General features: G+C 72.3%; 12 protein-coding genes and 1 pseudogene. 3 read left to right on the top strand and 10 right to left on the bottom strand.

Annotated features, from left to right (window positions below; translation table 11 throughout):
• Nucleotides 1–7 precede the first annotated feature (7 nt).
• Nucleotides 8–998 (bottom strand): annotated as a pseudogene (locus N8I84_RS32360) (SDR family oxidoreductase).
• A 54-nt stretch (nucleotides 999–1052) separates the two neighbouring features.
• Nucleotides 1053–1538: a phage holin family protein gene (locus N8I84_RS32355; protein ID WP_263232952.1), complete on the bottom strand. Its 486-nt coding sequence runs from the start codon at nucleotides 1536–1538 to the stop codon at nucleotides 1053–1055.
• Nucleotides 1539–1640: 102 nt separating this feature from the next.
• Between N8I84_RS32355 and N8I84_RS32350 the strand changes: the two genes are divergently transcribed.
• Nucleotides 1641–1994, top strand: a complete 354-nt coding sequence (locus N8I84_RS32350) for a VOC family protein (RefSeq protein ID WP_263232950.1) — start codon at nucleotides 1641–1643, stop codon at nucleotides 1992–1994.
• Nucleotides 1995–2116: 122 nt separating this feature from the next.
• Nucleotides 2117–3811 (top strand): purine-cytosine permease family protein, encoded by a 1695-nt coding sequence (locus tag N8I84_RS32345; protein ID WP_263232948.1) that lies wholly within the window; start codon nucleotides 2117–2119, stop codon nucleotides 3809–3811.
• A gap of 72 nt (nucleotides 3812–3883) precedes the next feature.
• Here N8I84_RS32345 and N8I84_RS32340 read toward each other — a convergent pair whose 3' ends face one another.
• The 6 genes from N8I84_RS32340 to N8I84_RS32315 form a co-directional block, all read right to left on the bottom strand.
• A complete protein-coding gene (locus tag N8I84_RS32340) occupies nucleotides 3884–4429 on the bottom strand; it encodes a GNAT family N-acetyltransferase (protein ID WP_263232946.1) in 546 nt (181 codons plus the stop codon).
• Nucleotides 4430–4453: 24 nt separating this feature from the next.
• Nucleotides 4454–4705, bottom strand: a complete 252-nt coding sequence (locus N8I84_RS32335) for a LapA family protein (RefSeq protein WP_263232945.1) — start codon at nucleotides 4703–4705, stop codon at nucleotides 4454–4456.
• 76 nt (nucleotides 4706–4781) lie between these two features.
• Entirely contained in the window at nucleotides 4782–5705 is a 924-nt protein-coding gene (locus N8I84_RS32330; RefSeq protein WP_263232944.1) for a S66 peptidase family protein, read from the bottom strand.
• A complete protein-coding gene (locus tag N8I84_RS32325; protein ID WP_263232943.1) occupies nucleotides 5702–7666 on the bottom strand; it encodes a prolyl oligopeptidase family serine peptidase in 1965 nt (654 codons plus the stop codon). The genes N8I84_RS32330 and N8I84_RS32325 overlap by 4 nt, the downstream gene beginning before the upstream one ends.
• 13 nt (nucleotides 7667–7679) lie before the next feature.
• Nucleotides 7680–8984, bottom strand: a complete 1305-nt coding sequence (locus N8I84_RS32320; RefSeq protein ID WP_263232942.1) for a M20/M25/M40 family metallo-hydrolase — start codon at nucleotides 8982–8984, stop codon at nucleotides 7680–7682.
• Nucleotides 8977–9810, bottom strand: coding sequence for a M55 family metallopeptidase (locus tag N8I84_RS32315; RefSeq protein WP_263232940.1), 834 nt, complete (start codon nucleotides 9808–9810; stop codon nucleotides 8977–8979). The genes N8I84_RS32320 and N8I84_RS32315 overlap by 8 nt, the downstream gene beginning before the upstream one ends.
• Nucleotides 9811–10074: 264 nt before the next feature.
• Here N8I84_RS32315 and N8I84_RS32310 point away from each other — a divergent pair, with 264 nt between their 5' ends.
• Nucleotides 10075–10710 (top strand): collagen-like protein, encoded by a 636-nt coding sequence (locus tag N8I84_RS32310; protein ID WP_263232939.1) that lies wholly within the window; start codon nucleotides 10075–10077, stop codon nucleotides 10708–10710.
• 79 nt (nucleotides 10711–10789) lie between these two features.
• Here N8I84_RS32310 and N8I84_RS32305 read toward each other — a convergent pair whose 3' ends face one another.
• Nucleotides 10790–11809, bottom strand: coding sequence for a Gfo/Idh/MocA family protein (locus N8I84_RS32305; protein WP_263232937.1), 1020 nt, complete (start codon nucleotides 11807–11809; stop codon nucleotides 10790–10792).
• Between the two features lie 23 nt (nucleotides 11810–11832).
• Entirely contained in the window at nucleotides 11833–12741 is a 909-nt protein-coding gene (locus N8I84_RS32300) for a sugar phosphate isomerase/epimerase family protein (protein ID WP_263232935.1), read from the bottom strand.
• Nucleotide 12742: the final 1 nt, after the last annotated feature.

Genomic DNA, 12742 nt, shown 5'->3' with positions numbered 1-12742 from the left:
CACGCGCTCAGCCACGGCGGCGCAGGCCGGCCGCCGTGACCGCGGCACCCAGGCCCCCGGCCAGGATGCCCGCACCGATGCGCGTCCGGTTGCGGGACAGCCACTCCTCCACGCTGTCCGGACGGGACTCCGCGTCGAAACGGCCGTGGGCGCCGTAGTCGTGGCCGTGCGGACCGTCCGCCGGCGACCACAGGTTGCCCGCGGTGCCCTGCTGCCCCTCGTCGCGCTGCGAGTCGAACCCGGTACGGGCGAGGTAGCGGTCCAGCAGTCCCGGGATCACGGCGTTGGCGATGAGCGTGGCCGCCGTGGACCCGCCCACCCAGTACTCCCGGCGCCGCGGGTGCCCGGCCGCGTGGACGATCGCGCGCGCGGCGACCTCCGGCTGGTAGACCGGCGCCACCGGCCGCGCCCGGCCCGGAATCCGGCTGAGCACCCAGTCGAACTGCGGGGTGTTGAGCGCCGGCATCTGCACCATCGTCGTACGCACCTTCGAGCCGTCGTGCAGCAGCTCGCAGCGCAGCGACTCGTTGAAGCCCTGGATCGCGTGTTTGGCCCCGCAGTACGCCGACTGCAGCGGGATGCCACGGTAGGCCAGCGCGGAGCCGACCTGGACGATCGTCCCGTGGTCCGCGGGCAGCATGTGCCGCAGCGCGGCCCGGGTGCCGAACACATAGCCCAGGTACGTCACTTCGGTGACCCGGCGGAACTCGTCCGGAGCGACGTCCGTGAACCGCGCGAAGACACCGGCGAACGCGTTGTTGACCCAGACGTCGATCCGTCCGAACTCCTCTACGACCTGCTCCGCCGCGTCCTCGACCGCCCGTGCGTCCGACACGTCGACGGGGACGACGAGCGCCTCACCCCGGCGCGCGCCGCACCTCGTCCGCGGCCGCGGCGAGGCCCTCGCGGCCCCGGGCGAGCAGAGCGACCCGGTCGCCCCGTTTGGCGAAGGCGACGGCCGTGGCTCGGCCCACGCCGCCGCTGGCCCCGGTCACCACGACTGCCCTGCGGTGCTTCGGCAGGGCTCCCGACCATGCCCTGGCCACGGCGGCTCACCGGGCCCGGTGCTGCGGCGCCTGGGGGTCCGTTCCAGGACCCGCGGTGCCCGGCGCGGCCGGATCGGTGACGCCCGGCATGGGCGGGGTGTGCGGCATCGGCGGGTACGGCGTCCCGGGCCCGCCGGCCGGGGCGGCGGGCGGCGTACCGCGGAGGCCGTGGGCGGCGTGGTGCGACGCGGCCCCGTGCCCGCCTGTGCGAGCCGCGCCGCGCAGCAGGTGGGCGGCCACGCCGAGCACCGCCGCCGTGATCAGCGCGGCGGCCCAGCCGGGCAGGGCCAGGGCCAGCGCCAGACCGATGGCGAGCGCCACCCCGGCGCCCGCGTACAGTCCGGTGGCGCCCGAGGCCGCGTAGAGCGCGGCCGTGCGGCGCTGCTTGCGGGTCTGCTCGCGCAACTCGTCGCGCACGGCCTCCCGGGCCACCTGCGCCAGCTCGTCGACCAGATGCTTGTCCAGATGTTCCAGGTGATCCAAGCGGTTCATGTCCGCCGGGTACCCGTGCCCGCGCACGCGTAACGGCAGGTGCGCGCCCGGATCGGTGCGAAACGATCTCCCTTTCGGCCGGCCGCAACTAGGCTCGTGCGCATGGAGATTCTGGGAGCCACGCTGCGTATCTGCGTCGACGACCTGGAGGCTTCGGTCACGTTCTACGAGAGACTGACGGGCGCCCGCGCGCTGCGCTTCGAGCGCGGCGGTGTCTCGGTCGCCGCGGTCGGCTGTTTCCTGCTGATGAGCGGGCCCGAGTCCGAGCTGGAGATCCTGCGCAAGGTGGCGGCGACGATCGCGGTGGAGGACATCGAGGAGGCCCACCGGGTGCTGAGCGACCTCGGCGCGCGTATCATCGCCGGCCCGGTGCCGACCCCGGTCGGCCGCAACCTCATCGCCGTGCATCCGGACGGTTCGGTGTACGAGTACGTGGACCGACGCCGGGCGGAATGACGCACTCCACCGTCGTAAAGGCATCGAAACGGCCGGGAAACAACACGGCGGGACTCTTCCGTGCAACAGCACTGCCCCGCTCGTCGGGGAGGTGACGCGAGCTCGCGGAAGAGGGAAGGTTCATGACGGACATCGTCGACAGGCAGACGCCACCGGACACCACGAGCCGGACGTACAACGGCTGGACGCGGAACGACACGCTCGAGGACTACTCGCTGCGGTACGCGCCGAAGTCCTTCCGCCGCTGGACGCCGTACGTGGTGGCCACCACGGCCCTGGGCGGCATCGCCTACCTCGCGGACTTCGCCATCGGCGGGTCGATCGCGATCTCCAACGGCTTCTCCAGCGCCATGGTGGCGATCCTGGCCGCGGCGGTGGTCATCTTCCTCACCGGCATCCCGGTCTCGTACTACTCGGCGAAGTACTCCATCGACATGGACCTGCTGACCCGGGGCGCGGGGTTCGGCTATCTGGGCTCGACCCTGACCTCGGTCATCTACGCCAGCTTCACCTTCATCTTCTTCGCCCTCGAGGGGTCGATCATGGCGCAGGCCCTGGAACTCGGCCTGCACATACCGCTCGCCGTCGGCTACATCATCTGCTCCCTCATCATCCTGCCGCTGGTGATCTACGGCATGACCGCGCTGTCGAAGATGCAGGTGTGGACCCAGCCGATCTGGCTGGTGCTGATGGTCGCGCCGTTCGTGTCCATCGCGATCCAGGAGCCGGGTAAATTCTCGGAGTTCACCCACTTCGCGGGCGACTCGCCCACCGGGTCGAGCATCAGCATGCTCGGTGTCGGCGCGGGCGCCGGCGTGGCTCTGTCGCTGATCGCGCAGATCGGTGAGCAGGTCGACTATCTGCGCTTCATGCCGGACAAGACGCCCGAGAACGCCAGGCAGTGGTGGGGCGCGGTGCTGTCCGCCGGTCCGGGCTGGGTGGTGCTGGGCGCGGCGAAGCAGATCGGCGGGGCGTTCCTGGCCTTCTACATCGCCGGCAGCGTGGGGCTCGCGAAGGCGAACGAGCCCATCCAGCAGTACGTGCACGGGTTCAGGACGTTCGCGGCGCCGGTCGCCCTCGGGCTGGCGACGTTCTTCGTGATCCTCTCCCAAATCAAGATCAACTCGACGAACGCGTACTCCGGTTCGCTGTCCTGGTCGAACTTCTTCTCCCGGCTGACCCATCGTCACCCCGGGCGCGTCGTCTACATCTTCCTCAACGTCGGCATCGCGCTCGCGCTGATGGAAGGCGGTGTGTTCGGGTTCCTCAACACGGTGCTGGGCTTCTACTCGAACGTCGCCATCGCGTGGATCGGCGCGGTCGTGGCCGACCTGGTGATCAACAAGCCGCTGGGGCTCAGCCCGTCGTACATCGAGTTCAAGCGGGCGCACCTGTACAACTTCAACCCGGTCGGCTTCGGCTCGATGCTGATCGCCTCGGCGGTGTCCATCGCCGCGTACTTCGAGGCGTTCGGCGCCTACGGCAAGGCGTACTCCCCGTTCATCGCCCTGTTCCTGGCCATGGTGCTCTCACCGCTGTTCGCGGTGGCGACCAAGGGCAGGTACTACATCGCCCGCGTCGACGCCCTCGACGAGCCGCTGCTCGACGAGCGGGGGTTGCCCTCGGCGGCGACGCTGACCTGCTCGGTGTGCGCGGACACCTTCGAGCGCCCCGACATGGCGGGCTGCCCGTTCCACTCCGGCGCGGTCTGCTCGCTGTGCTGCAGCCTGGAGAAGGACTGCCACGACGCCTGCAAGAGCGGCCGGCGCAGCGGGCCGGTGAGCGTCGCCACGCCCACCGTACGGTCGGCGGACTGACGGCCGTACGGCGCGCGGGCCGAGGGCGGCCGCACAGGGGCCGCACGGGAGCCGTCACCGCTCGGGCACCGCTCACGTGCGGACCATCTCGGCGGTGATGGCCCAGCGCTCGTGGTCCCGCCAGGCCCCGTCGACGAAGATCATGTCGGGTGAGAAGCCCTCCAGGCGGAAGCCACAGCGTCGGGCCAGGCCGATCGATCCGGTGTTGCGGGGCTGTGCGTTGATCTCCAGCCGGTGCAGCCCCAGCGGCCCGAACGCGTACCGCACCACGAGGTTCAGCGCCTCCGTCATCAGCCCGCGCCCGGCGGCGTGCGCGAAGGCGCCGTAGCCGAGCGCCCCGCTCTGGAAGCCGCCCCGGACGATGTTGTTGATGTTGATGTACCCGGCGATGGCCCCGGTCTCCCTCTCGCACACCAGGAACCCCGCCCTCGTCGGGTCGTCGATCAGCCGCCCCGCGTAGGCGGCGTACGCCTCGGGGGTGGTCGGCGGGAACAACCAGGGGTGGTGCAGTTCCCTGCTCTCCCGCGCCCGGGCGGTGAACTCGGCCGCGTCGTCGCGGGTGAAGGGGCGTATGCCCACGCGGGGGCTCTCGGCGAGGTATTCACGGGTGTCGGACACGGCGACACCGTACGTGATCCGCCGTCACCGGCGTCGGCTGACGAGAAGCGCGCCGCACAGTGCCCCGATCACCCCCGTACCGAGCAGCGCCAGCCACAGCGGCATCGTCACCAGCGGCACGAACAGCCGGATCCGGGTGCGCTGGGTGTTCTCGAAGACGAAGACCAGCACGAGCGCGGCCAGCACCAGGACGGCGACCGTGCGCGGCGTGAGTCCCTGCCGCCCCCGGCGTGTCCCGCCGCTCGTCGTGGCTTCGCGGTGGGTCTTCGGGTTCATGGGCCCAGGATGGACGGCACGGCGCGGCGCCGCCCGGCGGGTGGAGCGGACGGGTGACCCGAGGCGTGCGTTCCCGTCACGCCAGCGCCGGGACCTCCAGTGTGAGCGTCCCGGTGTCCGCGTCCAGTTCCGCGGCCACGCCGAGCGGCATCGTCAGGGCGCCCTCGCCGTGGCCGAACCCGAACCGCTCCACGACCGGTATCCCGAGCCCGCCGAGCCGGTCGGTGAGGACGGCGCGCAACAGCTCGTACGGGCCGCACTCCTCCCAGGAGCCGAGCGCGATCCCCGTGACCCCCTCGAGCCGGCCCGAGCGCAGGAGCTGGGTGAGGAGCCGGTCGACGCGGTAGGCATCCTCGCCGATGTCCTCGAGCAGCAGCAGCCCGCCCGTCTCGCCGGAGCGGGCGTGTGGCGTGCCCAGTTCGGCCGCGATCAGGGCCAGGCATCCGCCGGAGGTGACGCCCCGGGCGCGGCCGGGCACGAGCGCGGTGCCGGAGGAGGTGATGGTCGTCACGGACTCCGGCTCGAAGAGGGTGGCCCGCAGATGGTCCTGCGTGCGCGTGTTCTTGAGGAAGTCGGCGGCCGCCACCATCGGCCCGTGCAGCGTGACCAGGCCGAGGCGGGCCGCGAACGCCTCGTGCAGCGCGGTGATGTCGCTGAAGCCGACCAGCACCTTCGGCCCGGCGGCGCGCAGCGCCTCCCAGTCGAGCAGGTCCATCATGCGCTGCGCCCCGTACCCGCCGCGGGCGCACAGCACCGCGGACACCTCCGGGTCGCACCAGGCGGCCTGGAAGTCGGCGGCGCGGTCGGCGTCCGTGCCCGCGAGGTAGGGGAACTCGGGGTGCCGGTCGAGCACGTGGGGAGCCACGACCGGGTCCAGGTCCCAGCCGCGCAGGATGTCGAGACCGGCGGCGAGCCGCTCCTCGATCACGGGCCCGCTGGGCGCGACGACGGCCACGCGGGCGCCGGGGGCGAGTCTGGGCGGCCTGATCAGGTGGGTCACTCGGTGAGCTCCAGGGTGGGGATGCCGGGCGGGTTCAGCCCGAAGACCTGCGCGTACAGGGACAGCTCGGCCTCCAGGGCACGCACCATGGTCTCAGCCCGCCGAAAGCCGTGCCCCTCGCCCTCGAAGGCGAGGTAGGCGTGCGGGATACGCCGCCCCTGGAGCCGGGCCAGGAACCGCTCGCACTGCGCGGGCGGGCAGATCGGGTCCTCGAGCCCCTGCAGCAGCAGGAAGGGGACGGTGATCCGGTCGGCGTGCTCCACGGGCGACCGCTCGAAGTACCGCCCGGGCACCTCGGCATACGCCCCCACCAGCGTCTCAAGGTACTGCGACTCGAAGTCGTGGGTCCCCCCGGAGCCCCAGCTCGCCAGATCCAGGACCGGGTAGACGATCGTGCCGCAGGCGTACACGTCGGTCGACGTCAGGGACGCGGCCGCCGTCCAGCCGCCGGCGCTGCCGCCGCGCACGGCGAGCCGGTCGCGGTCGGCGGTGCCCTCGTCGGCGAGGGCGAGCGCGACGGCCGCGCAGTCCTCGACGTCGACGACGCCCCACTGTCCGCGCAGCCGGTCGCGGTACGCGCGTCCGTAGCCGGTGGAGCCTCCGTAGTTCACCTCGGCGACGCCGATGCCGCGCGAGGTGAAGTAGGCGATCTCCAGATCGAGGACGAGGGGGGCGCGGCTGGTCGGCCCGCCGTGCGCCCAGACGACGTACGGCGGCGGTGCGCCCTCGGGCGCGGCGTACTCGGGGTGGCGCGGCGGATGGATGTGCGCGTGGACCTCGCGGCCTCCGGGTCCGGTGAAGGTGCGGATCCGGGGCTCGGGGTAGAAGGCGGGGTCGACGGGGTCCTCGTGCGCGGCGCCGATCACGCGGGCGTGGCCGGTGGCGGCGTCCAGTTCGACGACCTCGTACGCGGTGCGCGGGCCGGCGCCGACGGCGACGACGCGGCTGCCGTGCACGGCGAGCGTGGCGGCGAACTCGGTCCAGGGTCCGGCCACGTCGACGACCTCGCCGCCGACCGGGTCGAGGATCCCGAGCCGGCCCGCTCCCCTGCCGTGCACCACGGCGACGGTCCCGTCGTCCAGGGGCGCGAACCACTGCAGTCCGACCTTCCACAGCGGCCCGCCGAACTCCTCCTCGCGGGGGCACAGCGGCGTGCCGTCCCGGTACAGGTTCCACCAGCCGGTGCGGTCGCTCACGTACAGCAGGGAGCCGTCGGGTGCCCACTCGGCCTGGGCGATGGACTCCTCGGGGCCGCCGGCGACCGTACGCGGCTCCCGGAGCGTCCCCTCACCGGTGACCTCGGCGACGAGCAGCTCGGTGCCGTCCCAGGGCATGCGCGGATGGTCCCAGGCGAGCCAGGCCGCGCGGCGCCCGTCCGGCGAGAGACGGGGGCCGGTGACGAACCGGTGGCGCGCGTCGGTGAGTTCGCGGACGCCGTCCCGGTCCTCGGCCGCCGAGCCGTCCAGCGGTACGGCGGCCGGCACCCGCCGCACGTCGGTGGGCCCGTCGCCGGTGAACTCCTCCAGCACACACCACACTTCGCCGCGTTCCAGGTGCAGCCGGGGGTCGACCCAGCGCAGTCCGCCGCCCACCGGCGACAGCGGGGTGAGCGGGCGTGGTCGGCTGTCCGGCGCCGTGGGCTCGTAGGCGTACAGCCGCTGGTCCGCGAAGTGCACGAACACCACCAGCGGCCCCTCCGGGCGCATCGCCCCGGCCCAGGGCCGGCCGCCGTACTCCATGACCCGGCTGCGCACGTTCCACGGCGGGGGCAGGACCGACACCTCCCGGCCGTCCGCCGTGCGCCTGACCAGGGTGCGCCGGCCGCCCTCGGCGGGGCGGGGCTCGGTCCACCACGCCTCCTCGCCCACGAAGCCCACCGCCTCCGGCTGCCCGCCGTGCGCGGCGGCGAGCGCCGCGTCGACGGGCGAGGGCCATGCCCCGTACGGCAGGGTCCGCACCATCTCCCCATCCCTCCTAGGCCGTGCGCAGAAACCGGTCGAGGACGCGGACGCCGAAGTGCAGCGCCTCCACGGGCACGCGTTCGTCGACGCCGTGGAACATCGCCTGGTAGTCGTAGCCCTCGGGGAGCTTCAGCGGCGTGAACCCGTAGCCGGTGATGCCGAGGCGCGAGAACTGCTTGGCGTCCGTGCCGCCCGGCATGCAGTACGGCACGACGTGCCCCCCGGGCGCGAACTCCTCGACGGCGGCCCGCATCCGCGCGAACGTCGGCGAGTCCACGGGCGCCTGGAGGGCGACCTCCCGGTGGTGGAACTCCCAGTCCACGTCCGGCCCGGTGAGTTCGTCCAGCGTCGCACGGAACTCGTCCTCGGTGCCGGGCAGGTAGCGTCCGTCGACGTGGGCGACGGCCTCGCCCGGGATCACGTTGATCTTGTAACCGGCGCTCAGCATGGTCGGGTTGGTGCTGTTGCGGACGGTCGCCTCGACGAGCGCGGCGGCGGGGCCCAGCTTCTTCAGCAGGCCGTCCACGTCGTCGAGGTCGGCCTCGAGGCCGTACAGGGCGGCGAGTTCGGTGAGCGCGGCGCGCACGGTGGGGGTGAGCCGGAGCGGCCATTCGTGGGCGCCGATGCGGGTCACCGCGGCGGCGAGCCTGGTGACCGCGTTGCTGCGGTTGACCTTGGAGCCGTGGCCCGCCCGGCCGCGCGCGGTCAGCTTCAGCCATCCGGTGCCGCGCTCACCGGCCGCGATCGGGTAGATCTGCCGTCCGTCGCCGTCGTGGAAGGTGAACGCCCCCGACTCGCTGACGCCTTCCGTGCATCCCTCGAAGAGGTCCGCGTGCCGGTCCGCGAGGAATCCGGAGCCGTCCTCGGCGCTCGCCTCCTCGTCGGCGGTGAAGGCGATGACGAGGTCGCGCCGGGGCCTGGTGCCCGAGCGCGCCCAGTGCCGTACGACGGCGAGGATCATCGCGTCCATGTTCTTCATGTCGACCGCGCCCCGGCCCCACACCACGCCGTCGCGCACCTCGCCGGAGAACGGGTGCACGCTCCAGTCCGCCGCCTGCGCGGGCACCACGTCGAGATGGCCGTGGACGAGCAGGGCGTCGGCGGACGGGTCGGTGCCCTCGATGCGTGCGACGACGTTCGTCCGGCCCGGGGTGCGCTCCAGGAGCACGGGCTCCAGGCCGGCCTCGGCCAGACGCTCGGCCGCGTACTCGGCGGCGGGCCGCTCACGGCAGTCGCCGCCGCCGCGGTTGGTGGTGTCGATGCGGATGAGGTCGGACGTGAACCGCACGACCTCGTCGAGTGCCTGCTGGTCAGCCATACTGTTCCTCCACCGCGGCCGAGACGATCGTGGTGACCGCCTTGAACGTCCGGATCCCCTCGTACATGGTCGCGCTCGTGTACGCCACCTTCCGCTCGCCGATGCGGTCCACTCCCGGTACGACGGTGGCGGCCATCGCCAGATGCTCGGCGTCGAACTCGAGCGCGATGGTGAACGGCCCCCGTTGCTCGGGCTCGTGACGCCCCGCCAGGGACGCCGCCTCCTTGGCCGCGGCGCGGATGTCGGCCGCGGTCCTGGCCGGGGTGCGGCACACCGCCGCGTACCGTGACACATGGTCCTTGACGGCCACCTTGAGCGCTTCTGGCGCGTACCCGAGCGCGTCCTCGCAGGCCACGTCGTCGCCGGTGACGAGGACGACGGGCACGCCGTACTCGGCCACGACGTGGGCGTTCAGCAGGCCCTCGCTGGCGCGGACGTCGTTGAGCCAGACGCCCGTGATGGAGTTGGCGAGGTAGGTGTGGGCGAGCACGCCCTCCATCCCCGCCCCCGCGTGGTAGCCGACGAACGCGACTCCGTCCACGTCGCCGTACTGCACGCCCTCCACCATGGACAGCGACTTGTGCCGTCCGGTGAGCATCTGCGCCCTCTCATCCAACCGTTCGAGGAGCAGATTGCGCATGGTCCAGTGGGCCTCGTTGATCAGCACGTCGTCGGCACCGCCGTCGAGGAAGCCGAGCACGGCGGCGTTCACGTCGGAGGTGAACATCGCCCGGCACCGCTCCCACTGCGGCGTCCCGGGCAACACGTCGGCCGGCCAGGTCACACCGGTGGCGCCCTCCATGTCGGCGCTGATGAGGATCCTCATGCTCCGTCACGTTACGCGTCGGCGAGGAAGGGGGCCACGAAGGCGAGACGGCCGGCCTCCGCCTTCGGCACCTCGGGGGACGGCGGCCGTCATGCGTGGACGGCCGGCCTCCGCCCGCTCGGCGTGTCGCACCATGACCTCGCCCGGATCGGGGCATCGGTCGGCTCTCACATCCACATATCGTCAATGTGTGTTTCCGGTGCGATAGTTGTGAAGCTTCGGTCGGATGATGCGACCGATGGGCTGAGGATCCTGGGGGGACCTGTGACATTCATTCGCCGTGCCGTTACAGCCGCCGCCGGCGCCGCCGTCGTGCTCGTGGTGACGTCCGCGGGCTTCGCGTTGGCCACCGGCGAGCAGCAGTCGTACATCGCTGCGGACGGCACGATTCAGGGATGCGTGAACTCGAGCGGTCATCTGCGCCTCGCCGAGGAGGGCTCCGCCTGCCGACCCGACGAACGGTCCGTCACCTGGGCGCAGAAGGGCGAGCAGGGGCCCGCCGGACCGAAGGGGGACACCGGGGCACAGGGGCCGGCGGGACCGGCCGGTCAGCAGGGAGAAACCGGGCCGCAGGGTCCGGCCGGACAGGCCGGACAGACAGGTCCGCAGGGACCCGCCGGAGCCCCGGGTCTGGCGGGCGTGCACGTGGTCACCGTGTCGAAGGACGTCGGATCCTTGGACATGGTCGACGTCGACGCCACCTGCCCGGCCGGGGAGATCGCCACCGGGGGCGGCTGGTACCTGCCCGGCACCACCGCCCAGTCGTACGGTTCGGAGTTGCACTCCAACCCGATCCTCTCCGGCACCACGCCTGTCGGCTGGACCGTCGGGTTCCTGAACGGCGGCTACGAGCCGCACTACACGGCCTCCGTCTACGCGATCTGCGCCAAGGCCGGCTGACTGATCGGATCAGCGCAGCGGCGCGTGACCGGGCCCCGACCGGTCACGCGCCGACTCGGCATTCCGCGGCGCCCGCCGCTCAGCGGTAGAGCGCCGGACGCTCGATCAGCTGCACCTCCGTGCGGCGCCCCTCCGCCTGCGCGCGCACGCCCGCCTCGCAGACCGCTGCCGCCGCGTAGCCGTCCCAGACGCTCGGGCCGGTGACCTCGCCGCGCCGGGTGGCGTCGACCCAGGCCTGCACCTCGCGGTCGTAGGCCTCGGCGAAGCGCTCCACGAAGTCCGGGGCGATGGTGCCGCCCCAGCGGCCCGCCATGTTGGTGACCATGGCGTGCCCGTCGCCGATCCGGGCGGTACCCGACTCGCAGACCACCTCGGCCTGCACCTGGTAGCCGAAGCCGCAGTTGACGAAGATCTCGACGTCGACGAGCGCGCCGCCGTCGGTCTCGAAGACGACGAACTGCGGGTCGGACAGCCCGTCGGGCGCGTTGCCCGACGGGGTCGGGCGCAGCACCGTCACCGCCGTGATCTCCTGGCCGAGCAGCCAGCGGGTGACGTCCATCTCGTGCACGACGGAGTCGTTGATGAGCATCGCCTCGGTGAAGCCGGGCGGGCTGCCGGCGTTGCGGTGCCGGTTGTGCAGCATCAGCGGCCGGCCCAGCTGGCCGCTGTCCAGCAGCGCCTTGAGCTTGATGTACTCGGCGTCGTAGCGCCGCATGAAGCCGACCTGGACGCGCCGGTGACCCAGCTTCTGCTCCGCCTGAAGGATGCGCAGCGCGGAGGCCGCGTCCGGGGTGAGGGGCTTCTCGCACAGCACCGGCAGGTCGTGCTCGAAGGCGGTGAGCAGTGCGGCCTCGTGGGCGGGGCCGGGTGAGGCGATCAGTACGGCGTCGACGTCGGCGGCGGCCATCGCGGCGGCCGGTTCGGTGTAGGCGGTGCAGCCCTCGACGCCGGCGGCGACGGACTTGGCCCGCTCCGCGTCGACGTCCACGACGGCGGCCACCCGCGCTCCGCTGATCACCTCGTCGATGCGGCGCACATGGTCGGCGCCCATCCTGCCCGTCCCGATGACGGCGACTCCGAGCGTTCCACGCTGAGTCATGGTGTTGCTGGTCCCTTCGGGGGTCAGGCGCCGCAGGAGCGGAGGAACTTGCGGGTGCGGACGGCGATGGGCAGCGGCTTGTCCGGCTCGCAGGGGTACATGTCCTGCTCGACGATGGCGAACAGGTCGACGCCCAGGCCCTGCGCTGCGGCCAGGACCGGCTCCAGCGCGGGCACGCCGGCCGGGGGCTCGCACATCACGCCGCGCTGCACGGCGGGCCCGAACGGCACCCCGTTGCTCACGACGTCGGCGAGGATCTCCGGGTCGACCTGCTTGAGGTGCAGATAGCCGATGCGCTCGCCGTAGGTCTCGATCAGCTTGACGCTGTCGCCGCCGCAGTAGGCGTAGTGACCGGTGTCCAGGCAGAGGTTGACGAGGTCGGAGTCGGTGGAGTCGAGGAAGCGCTCGACGTGCTCCTCGGTGTCGATGTGGGTGTCGGCGTGCGGGTGGACGACGATGTCGAGGCCGTAGGTCTCCTTGACCTCGTGGCCGAGGCGCTCCATGCCCTTGGTCAGGTGCGCCCACTGTTCGGCGGTGAGCTCGGAGGGCTCGAGGATCTCGGCGGTCTTGTCGTCCCGCCAGAAGGAGGGGATGACCACGAGGTGCTTCGCGCCCATGGCCTGGGTGAGGGCGGCGACCTGGCTGACGTGCTCCCAGGTGGACTCCCACACGGACGGTCCGCGGTGCAGGGAGGTGAAGATCGTGCCTGCCGAGACCTTCAGGCTCCGCTTGTTCACCTCGTCGGTGAGCCGCGCCGGGTCGGTCGGCAGGTACCCGTAGGGGCCGAGCTCGATCCAGGAGTAGCCGGCCTCGGCCACCTCGTCCAGAAAGCGTTCCCAGGGAACCTGCTGCGGGTCGTCGGGGAACCAGACGCCCCAGGAGTCCGGGGCCGAGCCCACCCGGATGCGGTCCAGGGAGGGGACAGTGGTCATG

It is taken from the genome of Streptomyces cynarae (genome assembly GCF_025642135.1).
GTDB classification, from domain to species: Bacteria; Actinomycetota; Actinomycetes; order Streptomycetales; family Streptomycetaceae; genus Streptomyces; species Streptomyces cynarae.
The sequence above is the reverse complement of the archived record's forward strand: the minus strand, read 5'-3'. Positions and strand labels throughout refer to the sequence as shown.

What these genes read in the sequence shown, in the direction of transcription:
- N8I84_RS32355 (WP_263232952.1), bottom strand. Translation starts at nt 1,538, where the DNA reads ATGAACCGCTTGGATCACCTGGAACATCTGGACAAGCATCTGGTCGAC.
- N8I84_RS32350 (WP_263232950.1), top strand. Translation starts at nt 1,641, where the DNA reads ATGGAGATTCTGGGAGCCACGCTGCGTATCTGCGTCGACGACCTGGAG.
- N8I84_RS32345 (WP_263232948.1), top strand. Translation starts at nt 2,117, where the DNA reads ATGACGGACATCGTCGACAGGCAGACGCCACCGGACACCACGAGCCGG.
- N8I84_RS32335 (WP_263232945.1), bottom strand. Translation starts at nt 4,705, where the DNA reads ATGAACCCGAAGACCCACCGCGAAGCCACGACGAGCGGCGGGACACGC.
- N8I84_RS32325 (WP_263232943.1), bottom strand. Translation starts at nt 7,666, where the DNA reads ATGGTGCGGACCCTGCCGTACGGGGCATGGCCCTCGCCCGTCGACGCG.
- N8I84_RS32320 (WP_263232942.1), bottom strand. Translation starts at nt 8,984, where the DNA reads ATGGCTGACCAGCAGGCACTCGACGAGGTCGTGCGGTTCACGTCCGAC.
- N8I84_RS32315 (WP_263232940.1), bottom strand. Translation starts at nt 9,810, where the DNA reads ATGAGGATCCTCATCAGCGCCGACATGGAGGGCGCCACCGGTGTGACC.
- N8I84_RS32305 (WP_263232937.1), bottom strand. Translation starts at nt 11,809, where the DNA reads ATGACTCAGCGTGGAACGCTCGGAGTCGCCGTCATCGGGACGGGCAGG.
- N8I84_RS32300 (WP_263232935.1), bottom strand. Translation starts at nt 12,741, where the DNA reads ATGACCACTGTCCCCTCCCTGGACCGCATCCGGGTGGGCTCGGCCCCG.